The sequence below is a fragment of the Isoptericola sp. b515 genome, from assembly GCF_030588125.1.
GTDB lineage: Bacteria > Actinomycetota > Actinomycetes > Actinomycetales > Cellulomonadaceae > Isoptericola > Isoptericola sediminis.
The window spans coordinates 219,391-237,468 of sequence record NZ_JAUQYR010000005.1 but is presented as its reverse complement, the minus strand read 5'-3'; the positions used below and the strand labels follow the sequence as shown (position 1 = coordinate 237,468).

The window sequence follows — 18,078 nt, the reverse complement described above, 5'->3', positions numbered from 1 at the left end:
TACTAGGGGCAAGACCAAGGAGGTCGTCATGAAGAGCACACGAGTGATCGTCGGCATCGACGGTTCGATCGCCGGTGAGCAGGCCCTCGACTGGGCGGCCGCCGAAGCCGTACGCCGACAGGGAACCCTGACCGTGGTGAGCGCGTACACCGTTCCGACGACTCCGGCCGAGCCGGGCTTCGGCCTCGGGGAGCAGGCGATCCGCGAGCGGGCGGAGGAGGGGATCTCCCGGGCCGCGGAACGGCTGGTCGAGCTCCGCGAGCACCGGCCCACCGCAGCCCCCGTCGCGGACGAGGTCTCGTGGGAGGTCGTCTCCGGCACGCCGGCCGGCGTGCTCGTGGGCCACACCGGTCCCGAGAGCGTCGTCGTGGTCGGACAGCGCGGCCTCGGCGGCATCGACCGGGTGGTGCTGGGATCCGTCTCGTCCGCCGTGGCGGCGATGGCGCACGGATCCGTCGTCGTGGTGCCGACCGACCCGGTCGCGCAGCACTCCGTCACCCCGAGCGACAGCGTCGGCCCGATCTGGCGGGTCGTAGCCGCCGTCGACACCGACGAGCAGGCCGACCGCGTCCTGGAGCAGGCGTTCGGGGAGGCCGACTGCGCCGCGGCGCCGCTGCTCGTGGTGCACGCCGTGCACCCGGACTTCATCGCCGGGCCGTACGCCATGGCCAGTGCGCTCTCGCAGGAGTACCGGGACGAGGCCATGAAGGCGATGACGGACATCATGTCGCGCTGGACCGACAAGTTCCCGGACGTCGAGGTGTCGACGGAGGTCGTCACCGGGGTGCCGATCGACGTCCTGCAGCAGCGGCTCAACCGGCACGACCTCGCCGTCGTCGGCGGACGCAAGCACTCGCCGATGGTCGGCCGGGTGCTGGGGTCGATGCCCGACCGGCTGGTGCGGCACGCACCCTGCCCGGTCCTGATCGCCCACGAGCCCGCGTAGGACCCGTGGGACACGTCCCGTCCGGCCGTCTTCCCCCGACGGCCGGGCGGGACGCTGCTGTGTGCAGGCCCGGTCGACCAGCGCCGACGTCTCAGTCGTGCAGGATCCGCTGGAACAGGACGTGGTCCTGCCAGGCGCCCGCGATCTGCAGGTAGCGCGGGGCGTAGCCGATCTTCTCGAAGCCGGTCCGGGCGAGCACGCCCTGCGAGTCGTGGTTGTGCGGCAGCGTCGCGGCCTGCAGACGGTGCAGACCGACGGCGTCCCGTGCATGGGTGACGAGCGCCTCGACGGCGGCGGTCATCACGCCGTGTCCCGTGACGGCGCCGGCGAGCCAGTAGCCGAGGTGGGCGTTGCGGAACGGGCCGGCCACGACGTCGCTCAGCGTGACGCGGCCGACGACCTCGCTGTCGCGCGCCAGGACGCACGGGACGGTGCGGCCGGCGCGGTGCGCGGCGAGCTCGTCCGGGACGGTCCGCGCGTGGTGCTCGGGGGTGAAGTGCGACTCCGGCCGCTCCGGTTCCCGGTCAGTTGTCCTCGGAGCGCAGGCGCGGTTCGGTGCGCAGCTCGGGCCGGACGCCCGCCTTGTCGGCGTAGAAGGCGCGGATCCGGTCCATGTCCATCGTGACCTCGCCGGTCAGCTCCATGGTCGGGCCCAGACCCGTGGTCATCGTGGTCCGGTCGACGTACCCCAGGGTGATGGGCAGGTCCGCCTCGCGGGCGATCCGGTAGAACCCCGACTTCCAGCCGTTGCCCGAGCGGGTGCCCTCGGGTGTCACCACGAGGTGGAAGGTCTCCCCGGCCGCGACCCGGTCGACGATGTCGTCGACGACGCGCGACGGGTCCCGGCGGTCCACCGGGATGCCGCCCAGGGCGCGCATGATCGGTCCCCGCCACCCGGTGAACAAGGTGTGCTTGCCCAACCAGCGCACGTCGATCCCCAGCCGCCAGGCGATGGCGAGCATGAGGACGAAGTCCCAGTTGGAGGTGTGCGGGGCGCCGATGAGGATGCCGGTCCGGTCGGGGGCCGGTTCGGTCTTCAGCCGCCACTGGCTGATCCGCCAGTACAGACGCGCGATGCCGCGACGGAGCGAAGTGAGCACGCGACGATCCTACGGCGTGCCACGACCGCCCGTGCGGACGGGTTCGGTGCCATCATCGGCGGTATGGCGAGCGCGGAGCAGAGCTGGTCCGAGGTCGACGCCTACCTGGCCGGCGAGCTCGTGGAGGAGGACGCGGCGCTCGTCGCCGCGCGGGACCGCGGGCGGGAGCGCGGTCTGCCCCCGATCGAGGTCACGGCGACCCAGGGGGCGTTCCTCGCGCTGCTCGCACAGGTCTCCGGTGCCCGGCGGGTGCTGGAGATCGGCACGCTCGCCGGCTACTCCACCATCTGGCTCGCCCGCGCGGTGGGGGGAGCGGGGCACGTGACGACGGTGGAGCTCGACCCGCGGCACGCCGAGGTCGCGCGGGAGAACGTCGACCGTGCCGGCGTCGGCCCGCTGGTGCGTATCGAGGTGGGGCGCGCGCTGGACGTCGTGGCACGCCTCGCCGACCGCGGTGCGGAGCCGTACGACCTCGTGTTCGTCGACGCCGACAAGGCGAACATGCCCGCCTACCTCGAGCTGGCGCTGCGCGTGACGCGGCCCGGCAGCGTCATCGTGGGGGACAACGTGGTCCGCCGGGGAGCCGTCGTCGACCCGGAGGACGACGACCCGGACGTCGTCGGGGTGCGGGAGTTCCTGCACGCCCTGGGGAGCGACCCGCGGCTGACCGCGACCGCGCTCCAGACGGTCGGGGCCAAGGGGTGGGACGGGTTCGCGATCGCGCGCGTGACCTGAGCGGTGTGAGGTTCCGGACAGGCCCCGGGGGCGACGGCGGCGGCCGGGCGCACCTGTCAGGGGTGCTGTGGGGGGACACTGGATGACAGCACCGTCCACCACCAACGAGGAGCTCTTCGTGCACCAGGGAACCGTCCGATGGTTCGACGCCGACCGAGGGTTCGGTTTCATCGACCGAGGGAACGACGCCGACGACCTGTTCGTGCATGCGTCCGAGATCGTCGGCGGTGGCACGGGACCGAAGCAGCTCCGCGAGGGGCAGTCCGTCGAGTTCGAGGTGGGCGAGGGTGACCGGGGCCCGCAGGCGCGCCGGGTCCGTGTCACGGGCGACCAGCCTGCCGATGCGCCGCTGGGCGTGCTCGGCACGGTCAGCTGGTACGAGCCGACCAAGGGCTACGGCTTCGTCACGCCTGACGGCGGCCGCGGCGAGATCTTCGTCCACAGCTCGGCCATCGTCACCGGCGGCGTCATCACGGAGGGGCAGCGCGTGGCGTTCCTCGTCGTCGAGGGGGAGAAGGGGCCGCAGGCGGACCACCTGCTCCCGCTCGCGGCGGAGGCCGCGAAGCCGGCCTCGGACGGTGCCGACGGCACCGTGTCCTTCTTCGACGAGGCCAAGGGCTTCGGGTTCATCGCTCCGGACGCGGGCGGCGAGGACGTCTTCGTCCACGTCAAGGCGCTCGGCCGGGGGACGTCCGAGCTCTCCGAGGGCGCGCGGGTGACGTTCGACGTCGTCGACGGCGACCGGGGGCCGAACGCCCGCAACGTCCAGGTCGTGCGGGGCGCGGGGAGCGGGCGTGACGTGGCGGGCCGCGGTCGACCGGGCCGTCCGCCCGCATCCCGCGGGCCGGTGCGGGGAGGCGAAGGGACCGTCGCACGGTACGACGCGGACCGCGGCTTCGGGTTCATCGCGCCCGACGACGGCGGCGAGGACCTGTTCGTGCACGTGTCGGTGGTGCGGGGCGCCGAGATGCTGGAGGAGGGCGACCGGGTCCGGTTCACGGTGCGCCAGAGCGACCGGGGACCGCAGGCCGACCGCGTCGAGATCGTGTGAGCGCGGCGGCAGGTCCGAGCACCGCCGCCGCCCTCGCCCCGACTCCTCAGCGCCCGCGCAGCTGGTGGAACATCGGGCAGTCGAACGGGTCGCGGGCCTGGAGGCCCACCCGGTTCAGGTAGCGCACGACGATGCCGTAGGAGGCCACCAGGCTCGTCTCCGTGTACGGGATGCCCAGGTGCGCACAGTGCTCGCGGACGATCTCCCGGGCCCGGGCCAGGTGGGGGCGCGGCATGGAGGGAAACAGGTGGTGCTCGATCTGGAAGTTCAGGCCGCCCATGAGGATGTTCATCCACCAGCCGCCGCGGATGTTGCGCGAGGTCAGCACCTGCTTGGACAGGAAGTCCAGCTTGCTGTCCGCGGGGATCAGCGCCATGCCCTTGTGGTTCGGGGCGAACGAGGCGCCCATGTAGACGCCGAACACGGCCATCTGCACACCGAGGAACGCGAAGGCCAGCCCGACGGGCAGGAACACGAACAGCACCGCGAGGTACAGGCTCAGGCGCAGGCCGATCACGACGAGCTCGTTGATACGGGCGCGCAGGGTGTCCGGCCTCCCGGTGAAGAGGGACCGGATCGAGGTGACGTGCAGGTTCACGCCCTCGAGGGTGAGGAGCGGGAAGAACAACCAGCCCTGGTAGCGGTTGATCAGCGCCAGGAAGCCCTTCTGCTCGCGGGCCTGCTCCTCGGTGAACGCGATGGTGTCCATCGCGATGTCCGGGTCCTTGCCGACCTTGTTCGGGTTGGCGTGGTGGCGCGTGTGCTTGGACATCCACCAGGAGTAGCTGATGCCGGCCACCCCGTTGGCGAGGATGCGCCCGACGCGATCGTTGACCGGTCCGGAGGCGAACACCTGCTTGTGCGCCGCCTCGTGCGCGACGAACGAGAACTGGGTCAGGACCAGGCCCAGCGCACCGGCCATGAGGAGCTGGAACCAGGAGTCGCCCAGGAGGACGGAACCCGTGACGATCCCGCCCAGCGCGGCGGTCAGCACGCCGAGGGTCCACAGGTAGTAGCGGGGTGTCCTGCGCAGCAGACCGGCGTCCCGGACGGTGCGGGACAGGGCGGCGTAGGTGCTGGTGACAGGGTTGTCGGCGCGCAGTGCGGCGGAGGTCATGGACGTCCTCGTCGTCGGGGGTGTCGACTTCTCAGCCGCGGTCGTGAGGTGATGCCTGTGATGTGAATGGCTTCACACTAGGGGGTCGGCCGTACCGGGGGAGCAGACGACTCGTGAACGAACGGTGCACGTCCGTCCCGTATCAGCGTCGGTGCGGTGTCGCTCTTCTCCGGTAGATGGTGCTCGACGGCCCGCCGGGCCGTCCGTCGATCGCGTCGGAGCGGATCATGTCCGAGGTCGAGGGCTCGCCGAGGAGCCCGCTGTCGCTCGTGCGCGACGCGGTCACCGTTCACGCGGTGCCGCAGGTCAGGTCGCGAGCACGCGAGCTGCACGGCGGCTTCGTCGATCTGTGCGACCGCCGCTGGCTCCCGATGCACGGGCTGGCCTGGGCCGTCACGGCGGTCGTCCTGGTCCTCCTGCTCCGAGCGACCCACGTCGTCCCGGTAGACCCGTGGGTCTCGGTGGTGGCGTTCGGCAGTGCGGCCACGGCGGTCGTGCTCTTCTTCGTCAACCGCGCGACGGGGCACCACGGCGTGCGCCCCGGATCGATGGCCGCGCTGTCGGCCCTCTGGTTCATCTTGTGGATGGTCTACGGCGTCGCGGCGCTCGTGGGGTCGGGAACGTCCTTCGCCCGGGCGGGAGAGCTCGTCTTCTGGATGACCTGGGACGCCTTCCCGCTCGACGTGCCGGCCACGCTCGGGTGGGAGCAGCCCGTCACGGGTTACGAGTTCGACGTGGGCCTCGCGCTGGTGATCGTGCGGGCGTTCGTGATCTTCGGCGTGCTGCGGTTCCTGCTGAGCATCGTCGAGCACGACGTCGACAAGAAGCAGCACGGCCCCGCGCCGGCGCACACCTCGTCGAACGGGGGTGCATCGACGGGAGCAGGTCCGTCCGGTGCGGCCGAGGAGCCGGTCCCGCGCCGCCGGACCCCGTGGTGGGTCTGGCCCGCCGTCGTCGCGCTGGCGGTCGCCTTCGGCGGGGGAGCGGTGTTCGGCGACACCGTGGAGACCAAGGACCGGGGTGCGCTCCGGGCCGGAGACTGCCTCGACCTGACCGAGCCCGAGGCCCCGGAGGCAGCTTTGGGGCAGGTGGGTGTGCTCGACTGCGACGAACCGCACACGGGTGAGGTGGTCGAGACGGGGGCCTGGCCCGTGCTGGTGCTGGACGACGCTCCCCGGGATCCCGTCGAGTACCCCGGTGAGTCGGAGCTGGCCAGGCGCGCCACCGCGTCGTGCCGCCAGCAGGACCTGTCGGTCGAGGGCGGGTATCGCGTGGACGTCGTCGCGGTGTACCCCACCGCCGCCGCCTGGTACCAGTTCGACGACCGGGCGTTGGCCTGTCTCGCCTACGTGACGTCGGGCTACGCCGGGTCGGCCGAGGGTTCTCAGGAATGGGCCCCGGTCCCGGTCACGGGGTCGCTGGCGGATGACACCGTGGCTGTGGTCGATACCCCGACGGACGGATGACAGGTCTGTGCGCGACCTGTTCCCCTTGTCAGGAGCAGCCACGGCTGGTGGGCTGGAACCGGGCCGCGTGCGAGAGACCGGCTCGCGGCCGGGAGGCACGCATGACTGTCGGACCGTGGCACGTCGGACTGGCCGGGATGTCGATCATCGGGGTCTCCTTCGGGTTCGCCCGTTACGGCTACGGACTGTTCGTCCCGGTGTTCGAGGACGAGTTCGGCCTGTCGACCGAGACGCTCGGACTCGTCTCGGGTGGTAGCTACGCGAGCTACCTGCTGGCACTGCTGGCGGGCGGCGTGCTCGCCGCCCGCTTCGGCCCGCGACTGCCCGTGGTCCTGGCCGGGGCGTGCGCGACCGTCGGGATGACGCTCATCGCCCTGGCCCCGCACGCCGGTGTGATGGCGACGGGTGCACTGCTCGCCAGCACCAGTCCGGGGTGGGCGTGGGCGCCCCTGTCGGACGCCGTCTCCCAGCTGGTCCGTCCGCGGAGCCGGGACCGGGTCCTGTCCGTCGTGAGCACCGGAACCGCCGTCGGGCTGGCCGTGTCGGGACCTGTCGCGCTGGTCGCCGGCGGGTCCTGGCGTCTCGCGTGGATCGTCTTCGCGGCCCTCGCCCTCGGAAGCATGCTGTGGAACGCGCGGCTGCTGCCCACCCAGCCCTACCGGCGGACGGCCACCCGACGTCGGGCCGGTGGGCCGGGCTGGCGGTGGTTCGTCAACGGTGACTCGTGGCCGCTCCTCGCGGTGGCGCTCCTGTTCGGGGTGTCGAGCGCGTTCTACTGGACGTACGCCGCCGATCTGGCCCTGGACCGGGGCCTGCCCGAGTCCACGCGGTCGGTGCTGTGGGCGTGCGTCGGCGTCGTCGGGGTGGTCGGCCTCGTCACGGGCGACCTGGTGAGGCGGTTCGGCCTGCGGCGGATCCTGTTGCTCGCACTGGCTCTGCTGGCCGGTGCCATCGGGCTGCTCGGGCTGTTCCCGGGAACCTGGTCGGGGGTCGTGGCCTCCGGTGCGCTCTACGGGCCGGGCTTCATGATGATGTCGGCGCTGCTCGCCGTGTGGAGCGGGCACGTCTTTCCCGAGCGACCCTCCGCCGGCTTCAGTGCGACGCTCCTCGCGTTGGCGGTCGGTTCGATCATCGGCCCCGCGGCGCTGGGACTTCTCGCGGGGTCGACGGACATGGCCGTGCAGTTCCTGGTGGCCGCCGCCGTCACGGTGGTGGGCATGGCCTGCGCCGTCCCGGCGACCAGGCGGACTGCGTCGATGTGAGGCGCTTCACCGTCGGCGAACATGTCCTCCGACCTGTGGGAATATCGCCGCTCCGTGCAAGGTTGAGTGAGGCAGACTCAACTTCGTCCCTCTCGACTGGACAGCCGCCGGGCGGCGTCTTACGTTGAGTGCAGACGACTCAACCCCCGCACGAACAAGGAGTGCCAACATGTCCCGAGCTGTCGGAATCGACCTCGGCACCACCAACTCGGTGGTCGCCGTCCTGGAGGGTGGCGAGCCCACCGTCATCGCCAACGCCGAGGGCGCCCGCACGACCCCGTCGGTCGTCGCGTTCTCCAAGACCGGCGAGGTCCTCGTCGGCGAGGTCGCCAAGCGCCAGGCCGTCACCAACGTCGACCGGACCATCTCCTCGGTCAAGCGCCACATGGGCACCGACTGGTCCACCGAGATCGACGACAAGAAGTACACCGCGCAGGAGATCAGCGCCCGCATCCTGGGCAAGCTGAAGCGCGACGCCGAGGAGTACCTGGGCGAGCCCGTCACCGACGCGGTCGTCACCGTCCCGGCGTACTTCAACGACGCCGAGCGTCAGGCCACCAAGGACGCCGGTCAGATCGCCGGCCTGAACGTCCAGCGCATCGTCAACGAGCCGACCGCCGCCGCGCTGGCCTACGGCCTCGACAAGTCCAAGCAGGACGAGCTCATCCTGGTATTCGACCTCGGTGGCGGCACCTTCGACGTCTCCCTGCTCGAGGTCGGCAAGGACGACGACGACTTCTCCACCATCCAGGTCCGCGCCACCTCCGGTGACAACCGCCTCGGCGGCGACGACTGGGACCAGCGCATCGTCGAGCACCTCATCAAGCAGGTGAAGAACACCGAGGGCGTCGACCTGTCCAAGGACAAGATCGCCCTGCAGCGCCTGCGCGAGGCGGCCGAGCAGGCCAAGAAGGAGCTCTCCTCCGCGACGAGCACCAACATCTCGATGCAGTACCTGTCGATGAGCGAGAACGGCCCCGTCCACCTGGACGAGAAGCTGACCCGCGCGCAGTTCCAGCAGATGACGCAGGACCTGGTCGACCGCACCAAGGAGCCGTTCCACGCCGTCATCCGCGACGCCGGCATCTCCGTCTCGGAGATCGACCACGTCGTGATGGTCGGCGGTTCGACCCGGATGCCGGCCGTCGCCGACGTCGTGCGCGACCTGACCGGCGGCAAGGACCCGAACAAGGGTGTCAACCCGGACGAGGTCGTCGCCGTCGGCGCCGCGCTGCAGGCCGGTGTCATCGGCGGTGAGCGCAAGGACGTGCTGCTCATCGACGTCACCCCGCTCTCCCTCGGTATCGAGACCAAGGGCGGCGTGATGACCAAGCTCATCGAGCGCAACACGGCCATCCCGACCAAGCGCAGCGAGATCTTCTCCACGGCCGAGGACAACCAGCCCTCCGTGGCGATCCAGGTCTTCCAGGGCGAGCGCGAGTTCACCCGGGACAACAAGCCGCTGGGCACCTTCGAGCTCACCGGCATCGCCCCGGCCCCGCGCGGCGTCCCGCAGATCGAGGTCACCTTCGACATCGACGCCAACGGCATCGTGCACGTGTCCGCCAAGGACCGCGGCACCGGGACCGAGCAGTCGATGAAGATCACCGGTGGCTCCGCGCTGCCGCAGGAGGACATCGACCGCATGGTCAAGGACGCCGAGGAGCACGCCGAGGAGGACAAGAAGCGTCGCGAGGAGGCCGAGACCCGCAACCAGGCGGAGTCCTTCGCCTACTCGATGGAGAAGCAGATCGCGGACAACCGTGACAAGCTTCCCGCCGACGTCGTCTCCGAGGTCGAGGGCGACATCGCCGCGGTGAAGACCGCCCTGGAGGGCGAGGACGCCGAGGCGATCAAGTCCGCCTACGAGAAGCTCGGTGCCTCCTCGCAGAAGATCGGCGAGGCGCTCTACTCGGCCGAGCAGGCCGCGGGTGCGGACGCCGGCACCGCCGGCACCACGGCGGGCGACGCGCCGTCGTCGGAGTCCGAGAGCTCCGACGAGGACGTCGTCGACGCCGAGATCGTGGACGACGAGGACGAGAAGAAGGACTCCCAGTGACGTCCGACGAGACGCAGGGCACCCCCGAGCCGCCGGAGAACGGCGGCTCGGGGGACTCCCCCTTCCACTTCACGGACAAGCGCAAGGTCGACCCCACCACCGGCGAGAAGCGCGAGACGCCCGAGGGCGCCCCCGAGACCGACGAGGCCGCGTCGTCGTCCGGCGAGGGCGACCCCCTGGAGGCGCTCGACTTCGAGCCGGTCGGCGAGGCCGCCGAGGACTCCGAGCTGCTGCAGGCCAAGGCCCAGGCGGCCGAGAACCTCGACGCGCTCCAGCGGGAGCGCGCGAGCTTCACCAACTACCGCAACCGGGCGCTGCGTGACCAGGAGGCCGCGCGGACCCAGGGCACGCAGGACGTGCTCGCGGCGCTGCTGCCCGTGCTCGACGACATCGAGCGGGCCAAGTCGCACGGCGAGCTGTCCGGCCCGATGGCGGCGATCGCGGAGAAGCTCGACGCCTCGCTCGGCAAGTTCGGCATCGAGCGGTTCGGTGCCGTGGGCGAGGAGTTCGACCCGACCGTGCACGAGGCGCTCATGCACAACACGGACGCCGAGGCGACCGCCACCACGGTGAACCTGGTGGTCGAGCCCGGTTACCGCATCGGTGACAAGGTGGTCCGCGCCGCCCGCGTGGGCGTCGTCGGACCGGAGTAGCCGCACGACGCCGGCTTCGTTCGGCAGTTCGTGCACGTGCAGCAGAAAGGAACGTCGTGACCGGCCAGGACTGGATCGAGAAGGACTTCTACGCCGCGCTCGGCGTTCCCAAGGACGCCGACGAGGCGGCCCTGAAGAAGGCGTACCGCAAGCTGGCGCGCCAGTACCACCCGGACCAGAACCCGGGTGACGCCGCCGCCGAGGCGCGGTTCAAGGAGATCGGCGAGGCCTACGCGGTGCTCTCCGACCCCGAGCAGCGGAAGCAGTACGACGCGCTGCGCTCCATGGCCGGCGGCGGCGCCCGGTTCGCCGGAGCGCCCGGTGCGGGTGGCGGCCAGGCCGGGTTCGAGGACATCTTCAGCTCCATGTTCGGCGGCGGTGCCGGCCGGGCGGGCGGCCCCGGAGGCCCCCGGGTCCAGTACCAGCAGACCGGCGGCGGCTTCGAGGACATCCTCGGATCGATGTTCGGCGGGGGCGCGGGCGGACGCCCGGCCGGGTTCGGCGGGCCCCAGCGCCAGAAGGGCGCCGACGTCGAGACGCGGGCCACGCTGCCCTTCCGCGCGGCGGTCGAGGGCACGACGGTCGAGCTGACCGTCGACGGCCGGAAGATGACCGCGCGGATCCCCGCCGGGGTCCACGACGGCCAGAAGATCCGGCTGCGCGGCAAGGGCCGGCCCGGCATGAACGGTGGCCCGGACGGGGACCTGCTCATCAAGGTGCACGTCGAGTCCCACCCCGTGTACGCGATGGACGGCGCGAACCTGCGCATGACGCTGCCGGTGACCTTCGCCGAGGCGGCGCTCGGCACGACCGTCGAGGTGCCCACGCTGTCGGGCGAGACGGTGCGTCTCAAGGTCGCCGCGGGCACGCCGTCGGGCCGCGTGCTGCGGGTCAAGGGTCGTGGCGTGGCGACGGCGAAGCGCACCGGCGACCTGCTGGTGACGATCCAGGTCGTCGTGCCGCAGAAGCTCAGCAGGTCGGCGAAGCAGGCGCTGGAGGAGTTCGCGGCACAGGTGGACACCGGCGACGTGCGCGCGGAGCTCGGCGCCCAGGCCGCCCAGTAGGCACGCACCGGTAACCTCAGGGCGCGAGGGAGGTCGAGATGGTCACCGACGACGCACCGGTGCTGACGGTCTCGCAGGCCGCGCAGCTGTCCGGCATGCACCCGCAGACGCTGCGCCAGTACGACCGGCTCGGTCTGGTCGTGCCCCGGCGCGCCCGCGGGCGCGGGCGCCGCTACTCCCGGCGCGACGTCGCCCGGTTGCTCGAGGTGCAGCGCCTCGCCCAGGAGGAGGGCATCAACCTCGCCGGGATCAAGCGCATCCTCGACCTCGAGCACCAGGTCGGCCAGCTCGAGCGACGGCTCTCCGAGCTGGCGGGGCTCATCGCCGCGCGGGACGAGGCGGAGGGTCGCGTCTTCGCCGCCGGCACGGGTGGTGACGTCGTCGCGGTGCCGCTGGGCCGCCGCGTGCGACGCTCGGAGCTGCGGCTCGACATCGACCCGCGGCGGGAGCGGGGCGGTGCGCTGGTCCTGTGGCGTCCCTCGCGCGACCGCGGGTGAGGCGACGGCGCCGACCGCGGAATTTGGAAATGCCGTCCTTTCGCAATTCACGAATCGCTCGGTAAGCCTCCCCTGATCTTTCGAGGTCGCCTTTGGTTTCTCGGCAGGAATGCCGAGACGTGCCTATCATCGAAATGGTTCGGCGATGATCCAGCGACCCGAGGAGCGGCCATGACCACGCTGATGGAGATGCCCGAGGTCACCGAGTGTTCGGTGGAGGGCTGCAGCTACAACCACGACCACGACTGCCACGCGGGTGCCGTCACGATCGCCGGGGTCCCCGGTGACGCCGCCTGCGCCACGTTCATCCCGCTCGGCACCAAGGGCGGGCTCGACAAGGTCGTCGCGCACGTCGGCGCCTGCCAGCGCATCGACTGCGTCCACAACAAGGACCTCGAGTGCGGCGCCTCGGCGATCCGCGTCGGGTCCGGTCCGCAGGACGACCACCACGCCGACTGCCTCACCTTCACCGAGGCCTGAGCACGCCGCGCAGCACGACCAGGGCCCCGGACGGGAGATCCGTCCGGGGCCCTGGTGTCGCGGTGCGGGCCGTCAGCGCCGCAGGTGCTCGAGCAGGTCGAGCGCCGCCTCGTGGTCACGGGGCAGCCGCTCCATCCACACCCGGACCGGCCGACGCATCGTCTCGGAGACCCCGAGGATCTGGGCGTTCCGCTCGATGATGCGACGCACGCCCTGGGACAGGCGCGGGATGTCCGCCGACCGCTCGCACAGGACGGCGAAGACGCCGTCACTGAGGGACGCCATCGGGTGCCCGCCGCCGAACACCTGGTCCAGGGTCCGCCCCACCGACGCGGCGCGTGCCATGCGTTGCCAGGGGTCCAGCGCCTCGACGGCCACGTCCACCACGACCAGGCAGTGGGACTCGGACGCCTCGACGCCGTCACGTTCCGCCCGTCCGTAGGTCTCGCGCAGCCGCTCGCCCAGGTAGTCCCCCGTCGGCAGGCCGGTCGCGGGATCACGGACACCGCTCAGGGCGGGCCGGCGCTCCCGTCCCAGCGCCCAGCCCAGGGCCGATCCGCGGACCGCGTCGACGTCGACCGGGGAGCCCACCGTCCGGAACAGGCAGGCGACGTCCTCCAGCGTCTCGTCCAGGGAGATGCCGGCGGCGCTGCGGGCGTTGCCCAGCCGGTGCGCGGGAGCCTCGGGCGAGCGGCCCTCGATGATGGCCTCGACGACCGCGTCCACGGCCGGGTGGTACCAGTCGCCCGGGCGCAGCCAGACCTCCGTCAGGCTCGTGGTGCGCCAGCGTTCGCGCGTGGCGACGGCGACGGTGTCGCCGGGCGGCAGGCTCATGCTGATGTGACTCTCATGGCCCCCCACTATGACGCAGAAACCCGCGACGTGTGCGGGTGAAACCGGCCCGGATCAGCCCGCTCGGCCGGGCGGCGACGTGCACGGGGTACGGATAGAGTGTGAGCGTCCCGTGTCGACGCGGGTGCAGAGGCCGACAACCGGGCGAGAAGCGGACGAGTGTGACCGACGTCTACGTGGGATCGGACGGATCAGCTCCCAGCGACGGCGAGCTGATCCTTGAGGTGCGCGGAGGCAGCCTCGAGGCCTACGGCGCCCTCTACGCACGGCACAGCGGCGCCGCCCGGGTCCTGGCGCGCCAGTACGTGCGGTGCGACGGCGACGCCGACGACGTGGTCTCCGACGCCTTCCAGCGGGTCCTCGGCGTGCTGCAGCAGGGCAACGGACCGGACACCCACTTCCGCGCGTACCTGTTCACCGTCGTGCGCCGTCTCGCCGCCGACCTCGCCCACGGCGCGCGCCGCACCCGGCCCACCGACGACGACGGGACCTTCGAGGACGCGATGGGTCCCTCCTCGTCCCCCGAGGACCCCGCGCTGGCCGGGTTCGAGAGCTCCGTGGTCGCCCGTGCCTACGACGGCCTCCCCGAGCGCTGGCAGGCCGTGCTCTGGTACACGGAGGTCGAGGAGCTCTCACCCGCCCAGGTGGCGCCCATCCTCGGGCTGACGCCGAACGGGGTCTCGGCCCTGGCCTACCGCGCCCGGGAGGGGCTGCGGGTCGGCTACCTGCAGCAGCACCTCTGCGGCGACCCCGCCGACTCCTGCCGGGCGGTGAACCCCCTGCTCGGTGGTTACGTGCGCGGCGGGCTCGCCCGCCGTGAGGTCGCCAAGGTCGACCGTCATCTCGAGGTGTGCCAGGACTGCCGGACCCTCGTGCTCGAGCTCGGCGACGTCGCCCACGGCATGCGCGCCGTCGTCGCGCCCCTCGTCGTCGGCCTCGCCGGGACCGCGATCCTCGGTGCGCTCCCGCTGGGCACCGCGACGATCGGCGCGGGCGCGGCGGCGGGTGCCGGCGTGGGAGCCGGTGCCGCGGGTGCAGGGGCGACGGCCGGGACCGTGGGGACCGGGGCGACGGCCGGGAGCGCGGGCGCCACGGCCGCCGGGGCCTCGACCGTCGCCGGGACCTCCACGGCCGCCGGTGCGGGTGGGGCCGCGGCCGCCGGCGGGGCCGGAGCGGCCGGCGCCGGAGCAGCCGGCGCCGTAGCGGCCGGTGCGGCCACCGCGGGCACGGCCACCGGGGCGGCCGCCGGATCGGCCGTCGGCGGAGCGGCGGCAGCCGCCGGTGCCACGGCAGGGGCTGGTGCCGCCGGCGCCGCGGGAGTGTCCGGGGCGGCTGTCGTCGCCTCGACCGGCGCCGTGGCCGCGGCCACGGTCGGGGTCGTCTCCGTGCTCGGGGTGATCAGCGACGCCGACGCCGCGCAGGAGGTCCCGGACGGCGCCCCGGTGGCGGTCGAGGCGTCCCCGTGGCCGTCGGCGGACGCCGAGGGGCGGGCCGACCCGTCTCCCGGCCCGGACCCGCAGGAGGACCCCACCGACCCGGCGAACCTGCCGTGGCTCGCGGACGACCCCGGCATCCCGGTGCCGGCCGCGGTCAGCGTCCATGTGCCCGACGCCGACGCCGAGCTCCGGCCCCGCGCGACCGACTACCTCACCGTCCAGGTCTCCAACCCCGGAGGGCTCCCGGCCGTGGACGCCCACGTGCGGCTCACGCTGCCGGCGGGCATGCAGCACGCTCCGTCCTCGGCCATCCAGGGTGCCGGCGGCACCGTGCCGCGTCCGCTGACGGTCGAGACCCTGCCGTGCACCGCGACCGCGGAGCCGCAGCGGGTGCTGTGCAGGCTCGGCACGATCGACGCCGACGAGCAGACCACGGTGCGGGTGCCCGTCGTCGTGCGGGACGGCGGGTCCTACGACGTGATGGCGGAGGTCTGGGCGGAGGGCCTGGAGGTCCGCCGGCTGGCTCTGCCGCCGACCCGCGTGGGCTCGTTCGGCCCCGAGCTGACGACGCGGGCCGCCGACGCCGAGCTCGCCGCCAACCCGGGTCTGGGCACGGTCCCGTTCTCGGTGCGCAACACCGGCGACCAGCCCACCGGCGACGGGTGGGCCGTCCGCCTCCGGGTGCCGGCCGGGCTGGTGCCGCACTCCGTCACCGGCGGGCTGGACTGCGAGCCCTCGGCCGGCGGCGCCGGGGTCTGGTTCTGCTCGGGTGCCGTGCTGCAGCCGGGGGAGGCCGTGGACGCGGCCGTGAGCGTCGTCGTCGACGGCAGCACCGAGGCCGGTGCGTACACCGTCGACGTGGAGCCCGTCGCCGCCGACGACGGTCCGACGATCGCCGCCGCGTCCTCGGTGGGCGTGCCGGAGGGCTGGGCCGGGGTGCTCGCCGGGGTCGGCGGGGTGCAGGCCTCCTGCCGTGCCACCGGCGGCGTCGGCGTGGCCGACGCCGTGGTCTCCGGCACCTACACCAACACCACCGGCTGGACGGTGACGGTCGCGCTCGCCGCCGCCGGGTCGACCGCGACGGAGCGCCCGGTGCTGGTCCCGGGGGCGCGGGCCACGCTGACCGTGCCCGACGGGCTGCGGGTACCGGCGGGCAGGGCGACCTGGACGGTGTCGACCGTCGTCGCCGGGGAGACGTACAGCCGCGTCGTGGCCTCGGGCGCCCACGGCGCGGCCGAGTGCTACGACCCCCGGTGGGAGGTCGAGACCACCGCCGAGGCCGTCAACGTCGAGGGGCGGGTGAGCGTCCGGGGCACCATCGTCAACCGCGGTGACGAGCCGATGCAGGCCGGGATGTCGGCACTCGGTCGGGAGGCCGACCGGGTGCGGCTCGGTGCCGGCGAGAGCAGCACCTTCACGGTCCCGACCGGCAGCACCGCGACGGACGCCGGCCGCGTGACCTTCGACCTGTACCGCTGGGTGCTCGACGTCGACGGGGACGAGCCGGTCGTCGGGGTCGTGCCGGCCACCGCGCCGACGGCGACCTACCCGGCGGCGGCGATCGCCCCCGCCGTGGGCAAGGTCGTCCCCGCGGGTGCCTGCCGGTTCGACCCGGCCGCGGAGGTGTCGACGCGCACCTTCACCGTGCCGCTGGACAACTCGGCCTCGACGCTGCCGGTGGTGTTCCGGGTCGAGCTCGGCGACCGGGTCGAGCAGCTGCGCCTCGGGGGCGGGGAGTCCGCGAGGTTCGAGGTCGAGGTCCCGTGGGGGACCGACGAGGCCGTGGTCAGCGCCGACGGACGGAGCCTGGTGACCGTCGACGTCGGGTTCGCCGGGTGCGCGACCGCACCCGCTTCGCCGGACGTCGACGTCACGGCCGCCGCTCAGTGCGAGGACGGTGACGCACGGCTGGTGGTCGACGTCCGTGAGCAGGACGGGCACGACTGGCGCGCGACGCTGCTGCGCGACGGCGACGAGGTCGCGGCCCGTGACCTGGCGGCCGACGGTGCCGTCCGGTTCGTCGTCGACGCCGACGGCGCGCGGCTCGCCGCCGGGGAGGTGACGGTCAGCCTGACCCGGAGCGTGGAGGGCACCTCGACCACGGTCCGCCGGACGGTCGAGCACGGAGGCACCCGCTGCGTGGTGATCGCCCCCTCCGCGTTCCTCGACGAGGGGTCCCTCGAGACGGAGTCCTCCGGCGACGGGACGACCTCGTGGCGCGAGGTCGGGGTCGTCCTGGACAACACCGGCTCGACCGTGGAGGTCGACTTCCGCGTCGAGGGTCCCGGGGGCGACACCGAGGTGACGGTGCCGGCCCGCGCGACGCGGACCACGGAGGTCCAGCGGGTCGACGGCCGACAGGGGGGACGCTGGACGGTCTCCACCGAGACGTGGTCCACGACGCTCGACGTCGCGGCGTTCACGGGGGCCGAGGCCGGCTGGTGCGCCGAGCCGATCGGCTGGGGCCAGCGCTACGCCACCGGTGAGGTGCGGTCGTGGAACGGCGTCGACTACCGCTACCGCGGCGTGAGCGGCGACGAGGGGGACCCCCCGGGGCAGGTGGGGCGGTCCGAGCGCAACGGACGGGCGCCGGGCGGGACCGACGGCAGGTTCGACCGGTCCGAGCGGACCGAGACCTGGGCCGGCGGCTGGTCCCGCTGGGAGCAGGTCGGCGACTGCGAGGAACGCTGAGCCGGCCGGCGGGCGGCCGGCCGACCCCGGTGCTCAGACGACGCCGTAGAGGCGGTCTCCCGCGTCACCCAGGCCGGGCACGATGAACTTGTGCTCGTTGAGCCGCTCGTCGACCGCGGCGGTGACGATCTGGACGTCGGCGCGCTCGCCGATCGCCTCCTTGACGACCTCCAGGCCCTCCGGCGCGGCCAGCAGGCACACGGCCGTCACGTCGCGCGCGCCCCGCTCGAGGGCGTAGTCGATCGCTGCCACGAGCGTGCCGCCGGTCGCGAGCATCGGGTCCAGGAGGAAGACCTGCCGGTCGGTCAGGTCGTCGGGCAGACGGTTGGCGTAGGTGACCGCCTCGAACGTCGACTCGTCGCGCTGGAGCCCGAGGAACCCGACCTCCGCCGTCGGCAGCAGTCGCGTCAGGCCGTCGAGCATGCCGAGGCCGGCCCGCAGGATCGGGATGACGATCGGGCTCGGGTGACTCATCCGGACACCGGTGGTCGTCGTGACCGGCGTGCGGATCTCCTTCTGCTCCGTCCTGACGTGCCGGGTCGCCTCGTAGGCGAGCAGCGTCACGAGCTCGTCGACCAGCAGCCGGAAGATCGGCGACGGTGTCGACTCGTCACGCAGCACGGACAGCTTGTGGGCGACGAGCGGGTGGTCGGCGATGTGCAGGCGCAT

The 18,078-nt window shown here is 72.8% G+C and carries 15 protein-coding genes and 1 pseudogene; 11 read left to right on the top strand and 5 right to left on the bottom strand.

Features of this window, described 5'->3' with window-relative positions; genetic code table 11:
* The first annotated feature begins 28 nt into the window (after positions 1-28).
* The gene (locus Q6350_RS14965; protein ID WP_304604598.1) at positions 29-946 is read left to right on the top strand and encodes a universal stress protein; all 918 of its coding nucleotides are present in this window, start codon (positions 29-31) and stop codon (positions 944-946) included.
* Between the two features lie 91 nt (positions 947-1,037).
* On the opposite strand, the pseudogene Q6350_RS14960 reads toward Q6350_RS14965, so the two are convergent.
* Positions 1,038-1,433, bottom strand: a pseudogene (locus Q6350_RS14960) (GNAT family N-acetyltransferase); the annotation flags it as partial.
* A 37-nt stretch (positions 1,434-1,470) separates the two neighbouring features.
* Complete coding sequence (locus Q6350_RS14955; RefSeq protein WP_171248374.1) at positions 1,471-2,046, bottom strand: 1-acyl-sn-glycerol-3-phosphate acyltransferase; 576 nt, start codon at positions 2,044-2,046, stop codon at positions 1,471-1,473.
* 63 nt (positions 2,047-2,109) lie between these two features.
* On the opposite strand from Q6350_RS14955, the gene Q6350_RS14950 reads away from it, so the two are divergent.
* Entirely contained in the window at positions 2,110-2,781 is a 672-nt protein-coding gene (locus tag Q6350_RS14950) for an O-methyltransferase (protein WP_304607437.1), read from the top strand.
* A gap of 82 nt (positions 2,782-2,863) precedes the next feature.
* Positions 2,864-3,832, top strand: coding sequence for a cold-shock protein (locus tag Q6350_RS14945; protein ID WP_370375401.1), 969 nt, complete (start codon positions 2,864-2,866; stop codon positions 3,830-3,832).
* A 46-nt stretch (positions 3,833-3,878) separates the two neighbouring features.
* On the opposite strand, the gene Q6350_RS14940 is transcribed toward Q6350_RS14945, so the two are convergent.
* Positions 3,879-4,949 (bottom strand): acyl-CoA desaturase, encoded by a 1,071-nt coding sequence (locus Q6350_RS14940; RefSeq protein ID WP_304607438.1) that lies wholly within the window; start codon positions 4,947-4,949, stop codon positions 3,879-3,881.
* A 176-nt stretch (positions 4,950-5,125) separates the two neighbouring features.
* Here Q6350_RS14940 and Q6350_RS14935 point away from each other — a divergent pair, with 176 nt between their 5' ends.
* The 7 genes from Q6350_RS14935 (at position 5,126) to Q6350_RS14905 (ending at position 12,430) form a co-directional block, all read left to right on the top strand.
* Positions 5,126-6,415 (top strand): septum formation family protein, encoded by a 1,290-nt coding sequence (locus tag Q6350_RS14935; RefSeq protein WP_304607439.1) that lies wholly within the window; start codon positions 5,126-5,128, stop codon positions 6,413-6,415.
* 101 nt (positions 6,416-6,516) lie between these two features.
* Positions 6,517-7,677, top strand: coding sequence for an MFS transporter (locus Q6350_RS14930; protein ID WP_305066613.1), 1,161 nt, complete (start codon positions 6,517-6,519; stop codon positions 7,675-7,677).
* 169 nt (positions 7,678-7,846) lie between these two features.
* Positions 7,847-9,736 carry a molecular chaperone DnaK gene (gene dnaK, locus Q6350_RS14925; protein WP_304604593.1) on the top strand — a complete coding sequence of 630 codons (1,890 nt, stop codon included), beginning with the start codon at positions 7,847-7,849 and terminating at the stop codon, positions 9,734-9,736.
* Positions 9,733-10,389 (top strand): nucleotide exchange factor GrpE, encoded by a 657-nt coding sequence (gene grpE, locus Q6350_RS14920; protein WP_305066612.1) that lies wholly within the window; start codon positions 9,733-9,735, stop codon positions 10,387-10,389. The genes dnaK and grpE overlap by 4 nt, the downstream gene beginning before the upstream one ends.
* A 56-nt stretch (positions 10,390-10,445) precedes the next feature.
* Entirely contained in the window at positions 10,446-11,453 is a 1,008-nt protein-coding gene (locus tag Q6350_RS14915) for a DnaJ C-terminal domain-containing protein (RefSeq protein ID WP_304604591.1), read from the top strand.
* 38 nt (positions 11,454-11,491) lie between these two features.
* Positions 11,492-11,950 (top strand): heat shock protein transcriptional repressor HspR, encoded by a 459-nt coding sequence (locus Q6350_RS14910; RefSeq protein WP_171248365.1) that lies wholly within the window; start codon positions 11,492-11,494, stop codon positions 11,948-11,950.
* Positions 11,951-12,121: 171 nt separating this feature from the next.
* Positions 12,122-12,430: a DUF1540 domain-containing protein gene (locus tag Q6350_RS14905; RefSeq protein WP_304604590.1), complete on the top strand. Its 309-nt coding sequence runs from the start codon at positions 12,122-12,124 to the stop codon at positions 12,428-12,430.
* A 72-nt stretch (positions 12,431-12,502) separates the two neighbouring features.
* Here the strand turns inward: Q6350_RS14905 and Q6350_RS14900 are convergent, their stop codons facing one another.
* Complete coding sequence (locus Q6350_RS14900) at positions 12,503-13,264, bottom strand: hypothetical protein (RefSeq protein ID WP_304604589.1); 762 nt, start codon at positions 13,262-13,264, stop codon at positions 12,503-12,505.
* A gap of 179 nt (positions 13,265-13,443) precedes the next feature.
* Here Q6350_RS14900 and Q6350_RS14895 point away from each other — a divergent pair, with 179 nt between their 5' ends.
* Positions 13,444-17,409 (top strand): sigma-70 family RNA polymerase sigma factor, encoded by a 3,966-nt coding sequence (locus tag Q6350_RS14895; RefSeq protein ID WP_305066611.1) that lies wholly within the window; start codon positions 13,444-13,446, stop codon positions 17,407-17,409.
* A gap of 33 nt (positions 17,410-17,442) precedes the next feature.
* Here the strand turns inward: Q6350_RS14895 and upp are convergent, their stop codons facing one another.
* Entirely contained in the window at positions 17,443-18,078 is a 636-nt protein-coding gene (upp, locus tag Q6350_RS14890) for a uracil phosphoribosyltransferase (protein WP_171245974.1), read from the bottom strand.

Excerpts from the sequence above, each read along its gene's own strand:
- Q6350_RS14965 (WP_304604598.1), top strand. The coding sequence starts at position 29 with ATGAAGAGCACACGAGTGATCGTCGGCATCGACGGTTCGATCGCCGGT.
- upp (WP_171245974.1), bottom strand. The coding sequence starts at position 18,078 with ATGCGCCTGCACATCGCCGACCACCCGCTCGTCGCCCACAAGCTGTCC.
- Q6350_RS14940 (WP_304607438.1), bottom strand. The coding sequence starts at position 4,949 with ATGACCTCCGCCGCACTGCGCGCCGACAACCCTGTCACCAGCACCTAC.
- Q6350_RS14905 (WP_304604590.1), top strand. The coding sequence starts at position 12,122 with ATGACCACGCTGATGGAGATGCCCGAGGTCACCGAGTGTTCGGTGGAG.
- Q6350_RS14935 (WP_304607439.1), top strand. The coding sequence starts at position 5,126 with ATGGTGCTCGACGGCCCGCCGGGCCGTCCGTCGATCGCGTCGGAGCGG.
- Q6350_RS14945 (WP_370375401.1), top strand. The coding sequence starts at position 2,864 with ATGACAGCACCGTCCACCACCAACGAGGAGCTCTTCGTGCACCAGGGA.
- Q6350_RS14950 (WP_304607437.1), top strand. The coding sequence starts at position 2,110 with ATGGCGAGCGCGGAGCAGAGCTGGTCCGAGGTCGACGCCTACCTGGCC.
- dnaK (WP_304604593.1), top strand. The coding sequence starts at position 7,847 with ATGTCCCGAGCTGTCGGAATCGACCTCGGCACCACCAACTCGGTGGTC.
- Q6350_RS14930 (WP_305066613.1), top strand. The coding sequence starts at position 6,517 with ATGACTGTCGGACCGTGGCACGTCGGACTGGCCGGGATGTCGATCATC.
- Q6350_RS14900 (WP_304604589.1), bottom strand. The coding sequence starts at position 13,264 with ATGAGCCTGCCGCCCGGCGACACCGTCGCCGTCGCCACGCGCGAACGC.
- Q6350_RS14910 (WP_171248365.1), top strand. The coding sequence starts at position 11,492 with ATGGTCACCGACGACGCACCGGTGCTGACGGTCTCGCAGGCCGCGCAG.